Raw genomic sequence first — 18,898 nt, 5'->3', positions numbered from 1 at the left:
ACAATGAAATATACGTGTAAGCAACGATTGCGTGGCTTTACTTTGGTTGAATTGATTATCACCTTAGTTATTTTGGGTATCCTGTCGGTAACGGCAGGGCCCAAGTTTCTAGGGAGTTCAACGGAAGACGCTTATGCATATCGCGATCAAGTATTAGCAGTGCTAAGAACAATACAGTTACGAGCAATGCAAGATACTGGGCTTACGAGTTGTCATAAATTGTACATAACCGCAACCTTAATTGCAGGGCCGACACCGGATACCTGCACAGGTGGTGCTGATGTAAATAACCCAGATGATTTAGTGGTAATGATTAAAACTCAGCGCAGTGATTTTGTTTTTACTGCATTGGACGATCAAGGGGCCCAATTTACGCAGATCAATTTTGATCCTTTAGGTCGAAGCGATCAAAGTTGTGATGGCACTTGCCGCATAGATATATCGCTTGCCGGTGTGTGTATCAGTGGCGAAGGGCTTATATATGCGTGCCCATAATAATGGATTTACCTTAATTGAATTGATTATCAGCATTGTCATCTTTGCTATTGCATTGACTATTATAACTGGGTTAATAGCTCCACAAGCGAGACAAAGCGCAGACCCTATCTTACAGTTGCGGGCAAATGAGCTAGGACAATCATTAATGAATGAAATTATGGCTAAATCTTTTGATGAAAACAGTGAGCGAGCACCACCATTTAGGCGTTGCTCTGAAAGTTCATTAGCTGCTCCAGACTGCACAAGTCCTGCGAACCTAGGCTCAGAAACAGATGAAACACGCACCACTTATGATGATGTTGACGATTATATTGCACTGAGCAATCAGTCTATAACAAATAGTTTGGGTGAAGTACTTAGCCAATATCAAGGTTTTAATGTGGTCGTTACAGTTACGTATGACAGTGACTTTAATAGTGCAACGGTAAACGATGGTGTACTTGCAAAGCGTGTCACGGTAATTGTAAGCAGCCCTAATGGTGAAGAATACGGATTTAGCGCATATAAGGGTAATTATTGATGAGTAAATACCTAAAGCAGTCGGCATTTACTTTAATAGAACTCCTACTTGTAATGGTTATTTTGGGAATTCTTGCTGTTACTTCTTTTGCTTTTATTAACTCAGGGTTTAATATTTACAGTCAGGGGGTAGAGCGCCAAGAAGCCGTTGCACAAGCACGTTTTATGTTAACGCGTTTAGCAAAAGAGCTGCGCCATGCGATGCCTAACTCTTTACGTTTAAGCTGTGAAAATAATTGTGGTTTGAGCCAATGCCTTGAGTTTACGCCCTTTCAATCGGCTACCCATTACACTGGTTACCTACCTAACACTGCTCCCTTTATTGTTACGGCAGTCGATTTTGAATTAAATGATTCAGCTCAACCAAGTATTGACGATTGGGCCAGTATTTATCCATTAGATCCGACAGAAGTCTACGACGTAAGTAATAATAAACGTCTGCAATTAACTAATTTCGTATCATCAGCAAGCAGTGAGTTAGATCAATGGCAATTTGATCAAGCATTTGCACAAGAGTCACCAGCAAAACGAATTTACTTACTGGCGACGCCTGTTAGCTTTTGTGTAGAAGGCACACAGTTATACCGTTATCAAGATTATGGCTTTCGCAACGCCCAACTAGATGCCGTTGAGTTGCAAAGCACCAGCGCAGTAAAACGGGATTTATTAGCGCTCCATATAGGTAATAGCCTAGCAAGTAATGCTTTTTTTAGATTAAGTGACACAGCATTAACTCGTAATGCCGTACTGAATATTCACGCGGTCATGGCGTTTAATGATAACGAAGCCATGATGTTTAATCATGAGGTGCATATTCCAAATGTACCTTAGTCCACGAGTTAAAAAAGCAGTAATTAATAAAGCATATCAAGGTGGGAACCTACTGATTGTCACTTTGGTGATCATCGTTGTACTGCTAGTACTTGGCTTAGCATTGGTTAGAATTTTATCGGCATCTTCGCAGCAAAATGTGATCGAGTATTATGGTTCGCGCGCCTATTTAGCAGCGCAAAGTGGGTTAGAAAGCGGGCTAACTGAAATATTTCCACTTAATAGTCCAGCGCTAAATTGCGCAGCAGTAACTACATCCCCTGTTTTTCAAACTCAGTATTTAGAAAACTGCACAGTAACAATAGCATGTCAGCAATACTTAAATGTACCCGATACCAGCAATAGTACGGGGGCGGTGAATATTTTTTATTTAAAAAGCAGTGCCACATGTTCACCAAGCAGTTGTGCTATCGGCGAGCCATGCCGTAAAGACTATTGGCAAACACAGCGGACAGTGAGTGTAGGAGCGAAGACGTTACCATGAGGTATACATTACTAATTTTCATCTCCATATTGCTTTTTAGTGCTACCAGCATTGCTGTAGTGCCTAAAATTGAAGGGCGTTTTATTGAGTTGCAAGATACCTATGTTTCGCCGATTTGGACCAAGATCAATTTTCAGCAACAATACGATACACCACCTGCGGTATTTATGTTGTCGACCAATCAAGGGGGAAACCCTGCGATTGTGCGCATTCGTAATGTAACGACAACAGGCTTCGAAGCGCTTCCTCTAGAGCCTACAGGGGAGGATGGTGAGCATATTACAATGGGGGCACATTATTTAGCGGTCGAATACGGTGTTCATGAGTTTCCTGATGGCACAATAATGGAGGTCGGCAGTACAGATATCCAATTAGAGATTCAATATGGTCCTAAATCTAACTACGTTTTGCCTAAAAGTTATCAGGCAATAAATTTTGATCACCCCTTTGCCGTTAGGCCGAACTTTTTTCACTCTCTACAAACTATTAATAGCTTGGACAGCAATCCACCTACAGATGCATTACGGCCATTTTTAACGATTGCAGTCGAAACCAACTCGTTAACAACGTCGGGGGTCAATATCGCTTTAGAAGCCTCTGAAACAAGTAGTGGCCTAATCAACAGTGAAAAAGTGGCTTACTTAGTTGTGGAACCTGGCAATAACCGTACATTTGTTGATGATAATCAGGTAGAAGTTTTATGGGAAAGCTTTTTTACTGGTTACAATGTTGATGGTTGGAGTAACGGTTGTAACTATTTTAATTTTTCAAATAATTTTGCTACCGCTCCATTGGTTGTAGCAAGTAAAAATAGCCGAGTGGGTGAGGATGGTGGTTGGCTACGAAGCTGTAATTTGACTCGCAAAAGATTAGGAATTGTGGTCGATGAAGACCGTGATGGAGATAATGAACGTAGTCATCCAAATGAAGAAGCATCTATTTTAGCCATGACCAGTACGTTTGTATCAAATGGCGATATTCTAAGCTGTGACACATTATTCCCCGGTGCGATTGCAACGTATAACAATGGCCAGATTCAGTTAGTCCAAGGAGTGACAGTCACCGATAATAACGCGAATGTGCTTACTACCACGAACTATATTTCAACGGCATTAACTAATATCCCTCTTTGTAATGGCCAGCCTTGCGCAGCTAAAGGTGAAAATGCGTTAACTGCAGGGCAAGCTTCGCAAGTACCAACAGTGGCCAATGATGGCTCATCGGGTAGTGCAATTCCTACAACACTCGGTGGTGACTACTTTTTTGATGAGTTACAAATGACCATGATTGCGCCTGAGTATAGAGTAACTGCACCCACACGTATTTTTTTACAAAATTCTACTACGTTACTGTCGACGTCATTTTTAACAGTGGCGAATACTAAAATTACAATAGAAAATGGGGCGTATTTAGCGATTTATGTAGATGGTGCGGTGTCGATTGGTGCCGCAGTCGATTTTTCAGCTTTTTTAGTCGCCACGGGAGAAGTTCGCATAGCGCAAGAGGTAAACTATACTGGCATGATCACCTCAGGCACTGAAATAATTGCAGAAGAAAGCTCATCATTTACTGGTACTACAGTGCCAAATAACATTCCTGGCTTTTGTGGTATTAATACGCCAGTTTTATTGGATCATTACCGATTATCAATGAGTGATAATAAAGGCCTTACCTGCGAAGCTAAAGAACTTACGCTGACTGCTTGTGCTAATGATGCATGCGATATAATTTATGATGAAGTATCCACTTTAGATTTATCACCAGATAATAATACTCAACAAAGCTGGGTGACGGGAGAAGTGATAACTTTTACTGGCATTACAGATTTACAGTTCGCTAAACGAACCACAGGGCAGGTGCAATTTGGCTATAACGTGGCAGATCCATCAGCGCCACTGCGTTGTTATATTGGCGGCACAAATGTTGGTTTAGGTGGCTGTAAGGTAACCTTTTCAGACGCTGGGTTTATTTTTAGTAATGAGACGAATAACAACACATCAATTTTGAATCAAATATCGGGTAAACCGTCAAATACCGGGTTCAATGCATCGCAACTAGCAATCCAAGCCGTGAAAACCAATACCACAACGGGCGTATGCGAAGCCGCTTTTCCTGCTGGTGGAGAAGTGGCTATAGATTTAGCCTATAGCTGCAGTGCAGGCTCTACGTGCACCAATAACCTTGCCCTAACAAATAACAGCACAACCCATAGCATAGGCCAAAGTTATCAAACAGTGCCTTTAAAGTTTGATAGTGACTCAAAAGCACCTATTGTTATTAACTATCCGGATGCTGGCAAACTGAGTTTAAATGCAAAATTAAATTTAGTGTTAGACCCATTAACTAACTTATCGGTGAATTTAACGGGTAGCTCAAATGAGTTTGTGGTTAAGCCATTTGGTTTAGCAATGAGCTTTGCTGATACCAGTGCCCAAGCTAATGATGCCAGCGGCAGTTTATTTAAACTAACCGGTGAGTCATTTTCTATAAAAATGAATGCGGTGCAGTGGCTTGATAACCAAGACATCAATAATGATGGCTACCCAGACGATTACAGTGCAATTTCAAGTAACCCAATCGCGAAGCACTTCATAGGTGAGCAACCTGATGTACAACCGAGCGTTTACTTGCCAACGGCAGGAGTGCTGGGAATATTACAAGAAGAAAACTTAGTTGCGTTTGCAGATACGGGTAGCTTCAGTGAATCGATATCGAGTTATAGCTACGATCAAGTCGGTATTATCGATTTAACCGCAGGGCTCAACGATGGCGATTATTTTGGTGCTGGCGATGTGCGAGGTGCGATTACTCGTGTTGGCCGCTTTGCGCCCTCGCAATATACAGTACAAAATATTCAAGCCAGTGCACAGTGCACCCGCTATGGCAGTAATGGCACTTATATGAATGAGCCATTTACTTTAGGGTTTACTGTTCAGGCGCTTAATCAAAATAATCAAGTGATGAAAAACTATATCGGCGGATTTATTAATTCAGCGGTAAGCATCAATGCAGAAAACAGTGAAGTAGGTAATTATATCTCGGGTAGTGGTTTAACCCCTAGACTACAAAATTTAGAGACTAGTCTATGGGGTAGTACGTCAGCCTTAGCAGGGCTTTTTACTATAAGTGATAACGATACTGTATTAGCGCGGCGCGGCTTTAATGATCCAGATGGCCCATTTGAAAGTGTAAATTTGATGACAACAGTGACAGGAATTGAAGGCGCAGTCTTACTCGGCGCTGATGATAACCCCACTTTAGCAACTGACTGTGCGCTAAGTAATAGCTGCAATAGCGTGGTACTTAATGATACGCCTATTAGTTTTCGCTTTGGCCGCTTAGTGCTGGGTGATAATGCAGGCTCTGATTTAGACAATTTACTGGTGCCTATGCAAGCGCAGTATTTTAATGGCAGTGAGTTTGTACTTGATACTAATAATAACTGCACGTCCTTTGAGCACCCACAAATAACACAAGTATCTCCTGCCACGCCTGAGCTCAGTTATATATATGGTAATGAGATAAGTGGTCAGCTGGAACAAGGAGTTTACCCAGCGAGTAATGGTATTTATGCAGAACCTAAAGGTTCGGGTATTTTTACCCTTGAGTACGACACAGAAAATTGGCTTGAGTGGGATTGGCAAGGTGATGCTAGCCAACTAAATCCACAAGGAATTTTACAATTTGGCCGTTTTAGAGGAAATGATCGTGTTATTTACTGGCGTGAGGTACGGTAATAGTTGTAAACTCAGATAATTTTTGAACAAAGCTTGTGTTTTGTGTTGCAAGTACATAGCATAAGAGTTTAATTATTAAAAAAATAAATAATGACCAAATAATTGCCGCTTTTTGGGAATGGAATATATGCGAATTGCTCCTTTATCTCTGTTAATTTCAGCAAGTTTGTTTGCATCAAGTGCATTTGCACAAGATACAGCAACGGTTTCTGGAATTGAATCTGAGATCAGTATTAAACAAGCTGAATACGATAACTCTACACAAATACTTGAAAAACATTTAAAAGAAGAAAGCCAGTTACAAAGCCAACTTGATTTATTACGTACACGTTCAACAGAGCTAGACAAAGAAAAAAACCAAGCTCTTGATGCGATGAACGAAATGTATCGTCGTTTAATCGATGACCCCACTATTGATATCAGTACTGCACAAGCACGGTATCAACAAGCTGTTGTGGATCATAAACAAAATAAAGATGATATCGCGATGCAGTTAGCGGCAATTGCATCTCATCGAAAAGACATTGAGCAAATTCGTGTAGCTAAACACACTCAGTTAAATACCTTAGAAAGCTTAAAAGAGCAGTTAACAACCGCTCGCGTAGAACGCTTGCGCAATGAGTTTACTCGTGAAGGCACGCTTGAAGTAAATCACACAATTAATTGTAAGCGTACAGAAACTCTTGCTGCCTGTGAGCAACGAGGGCAGCAAATGGGCTTGCAAAAAGCGACAAAACGCTTTGTAGACCAAATTTTTGCTAACTTAACTGAAGAGCGTCTCGTCGAGCCAAAGCGTAATATGGCTGGTGCTCAAGTTCAAATTTTAAGTAGCCATGTGGTAAACAGTGCATTTAGTGGCCAAGGTAACTATAACGTAAACCTAAGTGTAACAATGCGTGGCGATGTAAACAGCAGTCGCCTTTGTAACTTACTAAGTGTAGATAATCGTTACTGTTCAGAATATGGCACGCCGCTAAGTACTCCTTATCAAGCAAGTTACGGTACTACCTTCTCTGATAGTCAGTTAACATTCAGCGATAGCAGGGATAATAGCACAGTCGCTGTGTCGCGCATGAGTGAACAACCAGTACAAGACTATTCTGTTAAATCAACGGCAATGGTTAATCCATTAGTTGTTGATAACAATAAAAACAAAATGGTCGAATTAACACTGCGCTCAAACGTGTACGACGATGAAGTATTTATTGATGGTGTGAGCTTTGGAGCAACTCGCTTAGCGACAACCTTACCAAGTGGCATTCATGATATTGAAGTACGTAAACAAGGTTATCAACCTTACCGAGTGCGAATTGATTTACGAAAGGCACAGACTATCAACGCTAAGTTGGTAAAAAAGCCTGAGTCGATTGCTGCACCGACAAACACCCGAGAGCAAAGTATAAAGCCAGTTGGTAATGCATCTGGCGCCGCAGTTGTTGTTATTCCAGCTGGTACATTTGAAATGGGTGATATTAACGGTAATGGTCTTGCTAATGAGCGCCCTGTGGTTGAAAAAACCATTGCCAACTCGTTTGCAATGCAAAGTAAAGAGGTCACTGTTGGCGCATACCAACAATTTGTGACAAATACAGGTTATCAAACTGAAGCCGAGAAAAATCGTGGTTGTGCTTATTATTTAAATGGCGAGCCAGTGTGGGAAGCTAATTTAAATTGGCGTAACCCAGGATTTGAGCAAGGTAGTGATTTCCCCGCTGTATGTTTAACTTATAATGATGCCAAAGCGTATGCAGATTGGTTGTCAGGTCAAACAGGTCAGCGATATCGTTTACCCAATGAGGTTGAGTGGGAGTACGCCGCTCGTGCAGGGACCAAAACTGAATACCCTTGGGGCAATGAAATAGGTAAAAATTTAGCGAATTGTGGTTGGTGTGGTAGCGAGTGGTCAAATCAAAGCGCAGCCCCAACAGGTACATTTGCACCCAATGCGTTTGGGCTTTACGATACAGTAGGAAATGTATGGGAATGGACTCATAAATCGGCTGACCAGTCAGATGTTACTGTTCGAGGTGGTGCATGGAATTTTGCTCCTAGCTTAGCTCGCGCATCAACGCGTTTGATTTTAGCACCTGATTTCCGTGCAAACTACATAGGTTTTCGTTTAGTACGCGAACGATAAATATTTAAAAGGAAGCTTAGCTTCCTTTTTTAGCTAATTTACATAGGTAGTTGTGCTTTACATTGCTGATCTAGCTCAGCGTGATAAAGTGACAAGCAGCTAACATAAGAACGTTTTTCAAAGGTCATCCAGCCTCATGTTTAAGAAACTCCGTGGTATTTTTTCAAACGATCTATCGATCGACTTGGGTACAGCCAATACCCTAATTTATGTCAAAGATGAAGGCATAGTCCTTAATGAACCATCAGTAGTCGCAATTCGACAAGAGCGTGCTGGTGGCCCTAAAAGTGTCGCCTCTGTAGGCACCGAAGCTAAGCAAATGCTAGGTCGTACGCCAGGTAATATTAAAGCAATCAGGCCGATGAAAGATGGTGTAATTGCTGATTTTTACGTTACCGAAAAAATGCTTCAACACTTTATCAAACAAGTACATAACAATAACTTTATGCGTCCGAGCCCGCGTGTACTAATTTGTGTTCCATGTGGTGCAACACAAGTTGAAAAGCGTGCTATTCGTGAATCAGCCATGGGTGCCGGTGCGCGTGAGGTTTATCTAATTGAAGAGCCTATGGCCGCCGCTATTGGTGCGGGGTTACCGGTATCTGAAGCAACAGGCTCTATGGTTGTTGATATTGGTGGTGGTACAACTGAAGTGGCAATTATCTCACTTAACGGTGTTGTGTACTCTTCATCAGTACGTATTGGTGGTGATAAATTTGATGAAGCCATTATTAACTATGTTCGCCGTAATTTTGGTAGCTTAATTGGTGAAGCCACCGCTGAAAACATCAAGCATCAAATTGGCTCTGCATTTAAAACTGATGAACCTATTGAAATTGAAGTGCGTGGCCGTAACCTTGCTGAAGGTGTACCGCGTTCATTTACACTGAATTCTCATGAAATATTAGAAGCGTTACAAGAGCCATTAATGGGCATTGTGAGTGCGGTAATGGTTGCACTAGAGCAATCACCTCCAGAGCTTGCCTCAGACATCTCTGCTAAAGGTATGGTGCTAACAGGCGGCGGTGCGTTACTAAAAGATTTAGATCGCTTATTAATGGAAGAAACCGGCATTCCGGTTGTGGTTGCTGATGATCCATTAACCTGTGTTGCTCGTGGCGGCGGTAAAGCGCTTGAAATGATTGATATGCACGGTGGTGACGTATTTAGTTACGACTAATGAAGTTAATGTTTGGACGTGCCATTTCTTTGCAACTGCGACTCTTTGTCGCAGTGCTTTTGAGTATCGTATTGATTGTTGGGGATAGGTATACTCAAGGTGGCACAACCGTCCGTACCAGTTTAAATACCCTTGTTAGCCCGTTAATCTACCTTGCAAACCTCCCTTACGAAGTGTTTAGTCTGGGCGCTAAAAGCCTACATACTCGAGAACAATTGCTTCGTGAAAATGAAGCATTAAAGCAAAAGCAATTAATGCAAAGTGAACAGTTACAGCAATATCAGTTCCTAGATAAAGAAAACCAAAAACTGCGTGCATTATTAGGCTCATCTGCTAAGCAGCCTAATCGCAAAATTATTGCGCAAGTACTGTCTGTACATTCAAATCCTTATAGTCACCAAGTGGTGATCAATCGCGGTGCCATTGATGGCCTCAGCGAAGGACAAGCTGTCATCGATGAAATGGGCGTAGTTGGACAATTAACTAAAGTGGGCTCAACTACCTCACGAGTCTTGCTGATGACCGACACCACTCACGCAACTCCCGTACGTATTTTACGTAATGACGTGCGCACTGTGGTTGAAGGTGTTGGTAAAATCAATTTAGTAAAGCTTTCTCATGTGCCTCATAGTTTAGACGTACGCTACGGCGATATTCTTGTTACGTCTGGCTTAGGTGGGACATTTCCTGAAGGCTACCCTGTTGCTGTAGTGACTGAAATTAATCGTGATGAAGGGCGTCCATTTGCACAAGTATATGCAGAGCCTATCGCTTTGTTAGATCGCATTCGTTTATTAGTCATCTTGTGGCGCAATAAACAGGAAAGTATATCAGATGAATAGTCGCTATAGCTTATTGATTGCTTTGAGCATATTTTTTGCCTTGATCATGGCATTGATGCCACTGCCATTTTCATTCGAACCGTTTCGCCCTGATTGGGTTTTATTGGTTTTAATGTATTGGTCATTAGCAGTACCACACAGGCTTAATATTGGCACTGCCTGGGTGGTAGGGTTGATTATTGATTTAGCCTCAGGCTCGCCGCTTGGTGTTAATTCACTGACTTTTTCGATTTGTATTTTTATTACTGCCAGTAACTTTCAAAAAATACGTAATTTCTCACTGTGGCAGCAAGCAATTTTGGTTGGCTTATTTTTAACCTTTTATCACTTAATGCAGTTTTGGTTAAATCACTTTTTAATGGATGTTTACTTCAACCCTCAGTATTTATGGCCTGTTATTACAGGCATGCTTAGCTGGCCTTGGGTGTTTTTGTTACTACGTAAATATCGTCGTCATTTCAGGATCAGATAATGCAAAAAGCCATTTATTTAGCGTCAGCTTCACCACGACGCAAAGAGCTTTTAACTCAGCTCGGTATCGAGTTTTCGCAATTTAGTGTTGATGCCGATGAAACCCAGTTCGAAAATGAAACGCCGCTTGTTTACGTTGAACGCTTAGCACGCTTAAAAGCACAAAGTGGGGTGGCACAGGGCTATCACGATCGCCCGGTTCTGGGCAGCGATACTGTGGTCGTTATTGACAACCAAGCTCTTGGGAAACCAACAGATAAAGCTGATTTCATCGCCACATTACAGCGTTTATCTGGGCGCACTCACCAAGTACTTACCGCCATAGCATTTGCGAGTTCAAATAAAGTAATAAGTCAGGTTGTGACAACCAATGTTACATTCAAAACACTTACCGATGCAGAGCTAGACGCTTATTGGCTAAGTGGTGAGCCGCAAGATAAAGCGGGTGGGTATGGTATTCAAGGCTTAGGTGGCCGGTTTGTAACACATATTTCAGGTAGCTATTTTGCAGTTGTCGGCTTACCTTTATATGAGTGTGAAAAATTATTAAGTGAATTTTAAGTAGGTAACATGAGTATAGAATTACTAATTAACGTCACCCCGAGTGAAAGCCGTGTTGCCTTGATTGAAAACGGTGTATTACAAGAAATACAGCTTGAGCGAATTGGCAACCTAGGGATCGTAGGTAATATATATCTAGGTAAAATCAGCCGCGTCCTGCCAGGTATGCAAGCCGCTTTTGTCGATATTGGTTTAGATAAAGCAGCCTTTTTACATGCATCAGATATTGTTAATAGCGCCTCAATTGTTGAGGGAGTTGACGAGCAACCAATCAAAAAAGTGCAAGACATTCGAGAGCTGGTGCGCCAAGGTCAATATATTATGGTGCAAGTGGTTAAAGACCCCTTAGGTACTAAAGGCGCGCGTTTAACTACAGATATTACGATCCCGTCTCGCTATTTAGTGTTTATGCCTGATGCAACGCATGTGGGCGTAAGCCAACGTATAGAGACTGAAGAAGAACGTACCCGATTAAAAAATATCGTTGCCGACTACTCAGATGACGATGGTAGCTTTATTGTACGTACCGCCGCAGAAGGTGCCAGCGAAGCTGAATTGCGACACGACGCCGCATTCTTAAAAAAGCTGTGGGAAAAAATCGTTAGCAAGCGTAAAAAAACCAGCAAAGAAAGTATTCTACACGAAGACCTCACTCTGGCATTTCGTACCCTACGTGATTACGTAGGCGAAGACATGGAGCGTATCCGTGTTGACTCGAAATTAACTTACCATGAGCTAAAAGAGTTTACCGAAGAGTTTGTACCTATTCTTGCCGGCGCATTAGAGTATTACCCTGGTGAGCGACCTATTTTTGACTTGTTTGATGTTGAAAATGAAATTCAAAAAGCGCTGCACCGTAAGGTTGAACTTAAATCGGGTGGATACCTGATCATTGACCAAACGGAAGCCATGACCACGGTTGATGTAAACACTGGCGCGTTTGTTGGCCATCGTAATTTAGAAGAAACCATTTTTAACACCAATGTCGAGGCGACATCAGCCATTGCTAGACAACTTAGGCTACGTAACTTGGGTGGCATTATTATTATCGACTTTATCGATATGATCAGCGAAGATCATAAGCGCCGTGTGTTGCATTCACTTGAGTCAGCCCTTGGTAAGGATCGCGCTAAATCAAATATTAATGGCTTATCTGCATTGGGCTTAGTTGAAATGACTCGTAAGCGTACTCGTGAAAGCTTAGAGCATATACTGTGTGATGTGTGTCCTGCCTGTTCTGGGCGCGGCTCGCAAAAAACGGTAGAAACCGTATGCTATGAAATCTTGCGCGAAATTGTTCGAGTAAACCGTGCTTATGCTGCTGATAAATTTATGGTTTACGCAGCACCTGCAGTGAGTGAAGCACTGATCAACGATGAGTATCATAACTTAGCCGAGCTTGAATTATTTATTGGTAAACAAGTAAGTATTCAAACTGAAAGCCTATACAGTCAAGAGCAATTTGATGTGGTTATGATGTAATGAAAGCAAAAACGGTCTGCTTTTTTTGTCTACGAAAGTTATGGCAGGTGTGCGCCATAACTCTAGTGCTGTTGGCCGTTATTGTATCCGTTTTAAAATATACCTTACCTTACGCTAATGATTATAAAGGTGATCTTGAAGGTTACTTATATGAGAAATTTGCCGTAAACCTTTCTATAGGTGCGATCTCCGCAAGTTGGCAAGGCAAAGGCCCCGCCATTGTGATGGAAGAAATCTCTTTTGAAGATAACAGCACCTCACCCATTGCGCTAACGATTGCTAAAGCGAGTTTAGAATTGAACTTGTGGGAGAGCATCAAAACTCGGCAACTAAAATCTAACTACTTCGTAATTAATGGTTTTCATGCTGATGTAGATTTACCTAGCATGTTAAATTCAGCTGAAGGTGAAGTTTCATTTGAGCAAAAAGAATTAATCGAAGGACTGTTCTTAGGTGAGACCGGGCACTTTGCTGTTGAAAATAGCAGCCTGAACTTTTTACTTGGTGATGGTAAAGAGCATCGTTTAATTCTAGAAAATATAGTCTGGCAAAACTCTCCTGAGCAGCACAGTGGTAGCGGTACTTTAGCTTTACCGGGTATTTCTGTCGGCACATTCGATGCGCGCCTCGCTTTGACTGGTGCAACATTAGAGTCAACCGCGGGTGATATTTACGTGCAAGCCAGTGATGTAGATGTATCGAAATGGTTAGCGCAATACAGTAATAAAGAAAAACACGAGCTAAAATCAGACCTTAATTTAGAGTCTTGGTTGAGTATCGAGCAAGGCTTGATCACTGATGTTAAAGTTAAGTGGTTACCGAGTCATATAAACTGGCTACAAGGTGAAAAGCAGCAACCTCATCAAATAAGCTTAAGCGAAGGTGGTTTTCATTTATACCCATGGCAACAGGGCTGGCGCTTAAAAAGCACAGGCTTGGCTATCAGTAATGAACAACACCGTTGGCCTGATTTTCAATTTGAAGCTCAATTAGATAAACAAAAAAAGCAACTCTGGTTAAGCCAGCTAGACTTTGACTTAGTAAATCAGCTCGCACAGCTGAGCAGTTTTACTGAACTTGAACCAATGATTACTCGTCAACCGAATGGTCAGGTTGAGCAAGCTTATGTGCAATATACTGCAAACACCGATTGGCAGTTATGGTTTAGTGCGCAAAAAGTTGGTTGGCTGGCAGAGCAAGGCATACCCGGTGCACAAGCACTACGAGTTGAAGGAATTATAAATCAGCAAAGTGGACGAGTAAGTCTATTTGGTGAAAATAACCAGCTACTAACAGCAGATACGTTTACTCAACCGATTCAATATAATCAACTAAATTTAGATATAGACTTAGCAAATACCCCACAAGGCTGGCAGATCAGCAGCGACAATTTATGGTTAGATAACGATGAAGTGACTCTAGCCGCTGAAATGAAAGTAAGCTTTGGTGATTCCCCGCGATTTGACTTATACGCTGAAGCCTTTGCTCCCGACGCTAGTATTGCAAACCATTACTTTCCATTACCTGTAATGAGTGAAAACTTGGTTGACTACTTAACAGGTGCCATTAAAGGGGGCGAACTTACACAGGCACAAGTCTTGTTTTCAGGCCCTGTAACAGGGTTTCCTTTCGCGGATAATTCAGGGCAATTTGAAGTACTTGCTCAAGTAGATAATGCTAATTATCAATTTGCTCCAGATTGGCCTGCGGTTATGCAGGGAAGTGCTAAACTGCACTTTGAAAACGAGCGCATGGACATTTACACACAGCAAGGTAATTTAGTTAACTTAGCTGTAGGTGATGCTGTGCATGTAAGTATTGCTGATTTAATGAATGCTGATGTACTGACGGTAAATATTAAAAAACGTGCTGCAGCGCAAAAATTACTGCCATTTTTTCAAGCCACACCACTTGCTGAGCCGCTCGCGAACGTATTTACTGTGATTCAAGGTCAAGGTAGTGCCAAAGCGGATATCGAACTGATTGTGGATCTTAACGAGTTAGATGTGAATGCAAAAGGGGTGGTTTCTCTTAATGAACTGCCCGTTTTCATCGCTCAGCCGGGGTTACAGTTAGAAAACGTAACTGGGCGGTTGTACTTTAATGATGATCATATCGAATTAAAAAATGCGAAAGCCCAGTGGTTAGGAATGCCCATCGCGTTTGACTTTGATGGTAAAAATATTGGCCAAAGCTATCGTGGTGATATTGATATAAGTGCACAACTTGATGCTGATACTTTAATCTCTCATGGCCAAGGTTTGTTAAAAGACTACCTGTACGGTGACACCGAAGTGGCTATTAAGCTTGCACTGAATTTTTTACCAGATGGCTTTAACTACCGTGCGAATGTTAGCTCGCAGCTGATTGGTTTAACAAGTGATCTGCCCACACCTTTTGGTAAATCAGCACAGCAACCATGGCCACTGACGGCGCAAGTTCAAGGCGATGATATATCTAACTTGATAACCGCGAGTATCAATGAACAACTTTACTTTAATGGCATTTTGGCAAACGAAAACGGCAAAATGACGAATGCCCACTTAATTTTAGGTGAGCAAGATTTAGGGTTAAACCGAGAGGATTTAACCGTTTCTATTAACCTTGATGAGACTCCTTTATTACCTTGGCTTGGGCTAATTGAGCAAATTATTACCATTAGCCAGGCTGAATCGCAGAGCGAAGGGGTGTTACCCCCATTAAAAGAAGTCGTAGGGCAGATTAATCAGCTTTCAATCGATGACATTCTGTTTAATGACTTTGAAATGCGTTTAGCGCCCTCACAAAATGAATTGGACTTAAGGTTAAATGCAAAAGAGTTACGCTCTCAAATTACTATTCCACAGGCACAATCAAGCCGACCTATTCAAATTAATAGTGATTATTTACGCGTTAACTTTAAGCCTGAACAGCCCGGTGATGAAAGTGAAGTACAGGCTCTAAAAACTGTTGAATACTTAACTTGGTTGAACACTTTACCTGCGATTGAATTTGAATGCGATGATTGTAAAATAGCAAGCTATCAGCTCGATAAAGTCAGTGCTTCTCTTTACGGGGATGGGCAAAAGCTATCGATTTCTGAAATAGTAGTAGATAAAGGCGAGCATATTTTACGAGCGAAAGGGCAGTGGAAAAATGGTCTAACGCAGATAAACGGCAATATGCATAGTGATGATATCGGTGAGTTATTTGATGAGTTTGATATTACCACCACAGTTAAAGATTCCACAGCAGAAATAAATTTTGACTTAGCTTGGCAGGCAGCTCCGTACCAGTTTGATATCCCCAGCCTTGCAGGTAATTTAGCGTGGGATTTAGGAGATGGTCACTTAGCTGAAATTAGCGATGGCGGCGCTCGCGTGTTCTCATTATTAAGTTTAGACTCTTTAATTCGTAAGCTGAAACTTGATTTTAGAGATGTATTTTCGAAAGGATTTTTCTACAATAATTTTCAAGGCACCATGCAGTTAGATAAAGGGATCGCCTACACCCAAGATACTAAAGTGGATGGGGTGCCTGCAGATCTCACTATTAAAGGTCACACCAATTTGAATACCATGGAAATTAACTACGATTTAGCCGTGGCACCGCAAGTTACATCGAGTATTCCAGTGATTGTGGCGTGGATGGTCAATCCCGTCACTGGATTGGCTGCGTTAGCAATAGATAAAGTAATTCACTCAGCCCGAGTTATTTCAGAGATTAACTTTAAAGTGACGGGCAGTATGAGCGACCCTGTGGTACAAGAAGTTGATCGTAAGAGCCGAGAAGTAACAATTCCTCAGGCGGCACAAAACCAGCCGCAAACGCCATCACAACACAAAGAATTAAACCTCAAAGATGCAGCGGCCACAGCAACACAATGAATGATTCTCAGCCATCAGGCACCATTATCGCGGTACAAATGTGCTCAGGAATTAACCCTGAGCAGAACTTACAACAGCTTGAGCAACAATTAAGTCAGTTACCAAATACTCGGCCCTTGCTAGCCTGCTTACCTGAAAGTTTTTTAATTTTTGCAAAGCATGGCAAAGATGCTTTAGCTATTGCTCAACAAAGTACTGCGTACCAGACTAAATTAGCTACATTGTGCCGCAAATATGGCATTTGGTTGGCTGCTGGCACAATGCCAATAGCGTCTAGCGATGATAAATATTTAGCGGCTTCTTTGTTATTCAATAATCACGGAGATGTGGTTGCGCAATATAATAAAATGCATTTATTTGATGTAGATGTTGCTGATGGAACGGGTGCATATAGAGAATCGAACTTTACTCAAGCGGGTAATGATGTGGTAGTAGTTGATTCGCCATTTGGTAAAATAGGTCTCACAGTGTGTTATGATTTACGCTTTAGCTGCTTGTTTAATGCGCTACAGCGCCGCGGCGCAGAAATTATTTTGGTACCCAGTGCGTTTACGACTGTAACTGGAAAAGCGCATTGGCAGCCTTTGTTAACAGCAAGGGCAATAGAAACCCAAAGTTATGTTATTGCTGCGGCACAAGCTGGGCAGCATGAAAATGGGCGTGCAACTTACGGCCACAGTTTAATTATTTCTCCTTGGGGCAACGTCCTGAGTGAGCTTAAAAATGGCACAGGGTTTATTGGCTGTCAGCCAGATCTCCTTGCATTACACGCCATTAGACGAGATATGCCAGTGCAATCTCACCAACGATTTAGAGAGCATTTATTATGAACACGGTTGAACAGCATTTATTACACGACAGCCAGCTAAATCGAGAAGAACTCGAAAAGACGCTTAGCTTTATCCATCAACATCAAGTTGATTACGCAGATCTGTATTTTCAATCAAGTCACCATGAATCATGGGTATTAGAAGATGGCTTGGTAAAAGAAGGCTCATACAATGTCGAACGCGGCGTAGGTGTACGTGCCGTGAGCGGTGAAAAAACAGGTTTTTCATACTCTGATGCGATTAACCTTGAAGCACTCAATAAAGCAGCCACAGCCGCACGTAGCATTGCTGACGCAGGTGAAAACAAAGCCGTTCAAGTGTTTAGTGATACAGCAGCTAAACAACAGTACGCACCGCATCAACCAATTCAAAGCATGAGCGATAACGACAAAGTAAGCTTATTACGCGAGCTGGAAAACTATATTCGTGAATTAGCGCCGGACGCCGAGCAAGTGATTAGCTCAATGTCGGCTGTGTATGAAGAGGTATTGATTGCTGCAAGCGATGGTACATTTGCTACAGATATTCGCCCACTAATTCGCTTAAACTGTTCAGTCTTACTTGAAAAGAATGGTCGTAGAGAGCGTGGCGGTGCCGGTGGCGGCGCGCGCTTAGATTACGGCTATTTTAAAGAGTTAGAAGATGGCAAACCACGTTGGATGGGATTTGCAGAAGAAGCGGTACGTCAAGCAAGAGTCAATCTTGAAGCTATTGATGCACCAGCTGGTACTATGGAAGTTGTATTAGGTGCAGGTTGGCCGGGTGTACTGCTACACGAAGCGGTAGGTCATGGTTTAGAGGGCGATTTTAATCGCAAAGGTGCATCAGCGTTTAGCGGTAAAGTAGGCGAAAAAGTGGCTTCAGAGCTATGTACTGTCGTTGATGATGGCACTATTGCTGATCGTCGTGGTTCACTAAATGTTGATGATGAAGGCACACCTGCGGCTTACAATGTGCTTATCGAAAACGGTATTCTAAAAGGCTATATGCAAGATAAAATGAACGCCCGTTTGATGGGAGTAAACCCAACAGGTAATGCGCGTCGTGAATCGTACGCGCACTTACCTATGCCACGTATGACTAACACCTATATGTTGGGCGGTGAGCATAGCCAAAAAGATATTATTAGCACTGTTAAAAAAGGTATTTTTGCGCCCAACTTTGGTGGCGGCCAAGTTGATATAACATCAGGCAAGTTTGTGTTCAGTGCATCTGAAGCATATTTAATCGAAAACGGTAAAATTACTCAGCCAATCAAAGGTGCGACATTAATTGGTAACGGCCCAGAGGTTATGCAACAAATCTCGATGGTCGGTAACGACCTTGCACTTGATAAAGGTGTAGGTGTATGTGGTAAAGACGGCCAAAGCGTGCCTGTAGGTGTTGGTCAACCAAGCCTTAAAATTGATAATTTAACCGTGGGTGGCACTGCTTAAGTTTAACGTGCAAGGAAGCCTTTT

14 protein-coding genes are annotated in these 18,898 nt (G+C 42.0%); all 14 read left to right on the top strand.

Annotated elements, in window-relative coordinates:
• The first annotated feature begins 3 nt into the window (after nt 1–3).
• The 14 genes from AAEU30_RS10600 (at nt 4) to tldD (ending at nt 18,874) form a co-directional block, all read left to right on the top strand.
• Nucleotides 4–495: a pilus assembly FimT family protein gene (locus tag AAEU30_RS10600; protein WP_421960480.1), complete on the top strand. Its 492-nt coding sequence runs from the start codon at nt 4–6 to the stop codon at nt 493–495.
• Nucleotides 482–1,018, top strand: coding sequence for a prepilin-type N-terminal cleavage/methylation domain-containing protein (locus AAEU30_RS10595; RefSeq protein ID WP_421960479.1), 537 nt, complete (start codon nt 482–484; stop codon nt 1,016–1,018). Before AAEU30_RS10600 ends, AAEU30_RS10595 begins: the two co-directional genes overlap by 14 nt.
• Nucleotides 1,018–1,848 (top strand): PulJ/GspJ family protein, encoded by an 831-nt coding sequence (locus tag AAEU30_RS10590; RefSeq protein ID WP_421960478.1) that lies wholly within the window; start codon nt 1,018–1,020, stop codon nt 1,846–1,848. Before AAEU30_RS10595 ends, AAEU30_RS10590 begins: the two co-directional genes overlap by 1 nt.
• Entirely contained in the window at nt 1,838–2,332 is a 495-nt protein-coding gene (locus AAEU30_RS10585; protein WP_421960477.1) for an agglutinin biogenesis protein MshP, read from the top strand. The genes AAEU30_RS10590 and AAEU30_RS10585 overlap by 11 nt, the downstream gene beginning before the upstream one ends.
• Nucleotides 2,329–6,069 (top strand): DUF6701 domain-containing protein, encoded by a 3,741-nt coding sequence (locus AAEU30_RS10580; RefSeq protein ID WP_421960476.1) that lies wholly within the window; start codon nt 2,329–2,331, stop codon nt 6,067–6,069. Before AAEU30_RS10585 ends, AAEU30_RS10580 begins: the two co-directional genes overlap by 4 nt.
• A 127-nt stretch (nt 6,070–6,196) precedes the next feature.
• Complete coding sequence (locus tag AAEU30_RS10575; protein WP_421960475.1) at nt 6,197–8,206, top strand: formylglycine-generating enzyme family protein; 2,010 nt, start codon at nt 6,197–6,199, stop codon at nt 8,204–8,206.
• 136 nt (nt 8,207–8,342) lie between these two features.
• Nucleotides 8,343–9,386 carry a rod shape-determining protein gene (locus AAEU30_RS10570; protein WP_016709506.1) on the top strand — a complete coding sequence of 348 codons (1,044 nt, stop codon included), beginning with the start codon at nt 8,343–8,345 and terminating at the stop codon, nt 9,384–9,386.
• A complete protein-coding gene (gene mreC, locus AAEU30_RS10565; RefSeq protein WP_176372557.1) occupies nt 9,386–10,228 on the top strand; it encodes a rod shape-determining protein MreC in 843 nt (280 codons plus the stop codon). The genes AAEU30_RS10570 and mreC overlap by 1 nt, the downstream gene beginning before the upstream one ends.
• Complete coding sequence (gene mreD / locus AAEU30_RS10560; RefSeq protein ID WP_421960474.1) at nt 10,221–10,700, top strand: rod shape-determining protein MreD; 480 nt, start codon at nt 10,221–10,223, stop codon at nt 10,698–10,700. The genes mreC and mreD overlap by 8 nt, the downstream gene beginning before the upstream one ends.
• A complete protein-coding gene (locus AAEU30_RS10555; RefSeq protein WP_421960473.1) occupies nt 10,700–11,260 on the top strand; it encodes a Maf family protein in 561 nt (186 codons plus the stop codon). Before mreD ends, AAEU30_RS10555 begins: the two co-directional genes overlap by 1 nt.
• Before the next feature lie 9 nt (nt 11,261–11,269).
• Nucleotides 11,270–12,742 (top strand): ribonuclease G, encoded by a 1,473-nt coding sequence (gene rng, locus AAEU30_RS10550; RefSeq protein WP_087533312.1) that lies wholly within the window; start codon nt 11,270–11,272, stop codon nt 12,740–12,742.
• Nucleotides 12,742–16,608: a YhdP family protein gene (locus AAEU30_RS10545; RefSeq protein WP_421960472.1), complete on the top strand. Its 3,867-nt coding sequence runs from the start codon at nt 12,742–12,744 to the stop codon at nt 16,606–16,608. Before rng ends, AAEU30_RS10545 begins: the two co-directional genes overlap by 1 nt.
• On the top strand, nt 16,605–17,438 hold the full coding sequence (locus AAEU30_RS10540) for a carbon-nitrogen hydrolase family protein (RefSeq protein ID WP_421960471.1): 834 nt from the start codon (nt 16,605–16,607) through the stop codon (nt 17,436–17,438). Before AAEU30_RS10545 ends, AAEU30_RS10540 begins: the two co-directional genes overlap by 4 nt.
• Entirely contained in the window at nt 17,435–18,874 is a 1,440-nt protein-coding gene (tldD, locus tag AAEU30_RS10535; RefSeq protein ID WP_421960470.1) for a metalloprotease TldD, read from the top strand. Before AAEU30_RS10540 ends, tldD begins: the two co-directional genes overlap by 4 nt.
• Nucleotides 18,875–18,898 lie beyond the last annotated feature (24 nt).

The sequence above is a fragment of the Pseudoalteromonas mucoides genome, assembly GCF_049257175.1.
Classification (GTDB): domain Bacteria; phylum Pseudomonadota; class Gammaproteobacteria; order Enterobacterales; family Alteromonadaceae; genus Pseudoalteromonas.
Note: the sequence above shows the minus strand (reverse complement) of the source record. Positions and strands in the feature narration are given on the sequence as shown.

What these genes read in the sequence shown, in the direction of transcription:
- AAEU30_RS10575 (WP_421960475.1), top strand. Translation starts at nt 6,197, where the DNA reads ATGCGAATTGCTCCTTTATCTCTGTTAATTTCAGCAAGTTTGTTTGCA.
- rng (WP_087533312.1), top strand. Translation starts at nt 11,270, where the DNA reads ATGAGTATAGAATTACTAATTAACGTCACCCCGAGTGAAAGCCGTGTT.
- AAEU30_RS10595 (WP_421960479.1), top strand. Translation starts at nt 482, where the DNA reads ATGCGTGCCCATAATAATGGATTTACCTTAATTGAATTGATTATCAGC.
- AAEU30_RS10570 (WP_016709506.1), top strand. Translation starts at nt 8,343, where the DNA reads ATGTTTAAGAAACTCCGTGGTATTTTTTCAAACGATCTATCGATCGAC.
- AAEU30_RS10545 (WP_421960472.1), top strand. Translation starts at nt 12,742, where the DNA reads ATGAAAGCAAAAACGGTCTGCTTTTTTTGTCTACGAAAGTTATGGCAG.
- AAEU30_RS10540 (WP_421960471.1), top strand. Translation starts at nt 16,605, where the DNA reads ATGAATGATTCTCAGCCATCAGGCACCATTATCGCGGTACAAATGTGC.
- mreD (WP_421960474.1), top strand. Translation starts at nt 10,221, where the DNA reads ATGAATAGTCGCTATAGCTTATTGATTGCTTTGAGCATATTTTTTGCC.
- AAEU30_RS10555 (WP_421960473.1), top strand. Translation starts at nt 10,700, where the DNA reads ATGCAAAAAGCCATTTATTTAGCGTCAGCTTCACCACGACGCAAAGAG.
- AAEU30_RS10585 (WP_421960477.1), top strand. Translation starts at nt 1,838, where the DNA reads ATGTACCTTAGTCCACGAGTTAAAAAAGCAGTAATTAATAAAGCATAT.
- AAEU30_RS10590 (WP_421960478.1), top strand. Translation starts at nt 1,018, where the DNA reads ATGAGTAAATACCTAAAGCAGTCGGCATTTACTTTAATAGAACTCCTA.
- mreC (WP_176372557.1), top strand. Translation starts at nt 9,386, where the DNA reads ATGAAGTTAATGTTTGGACGTGCCATTTCTTTGCAACTGCGACTCTTT.
- AAEU30_RS10600 (WP_421960480.1), top strand. Translation starts at nt 4, where the DNA reads ATGAAATATACGTGTAAGCAACGATTGCGTGGCTTTACTTTGGTTGAA.
- tldD (WP_421960470.1), top strand. Translation starts at nt 17,435, where the DNA reads ATGAACACGGTTGAACAGCATTTATTACACGACAGCCAGCTAAATCGA.
- AAEU30_RS10580 (WP_421960476.1), top strand. Translation starts at nt 2,329, where the DNA reads ATGAGGTATACATTACTAATTTTCATCTCCATATTGCTTTTTAGTGCT.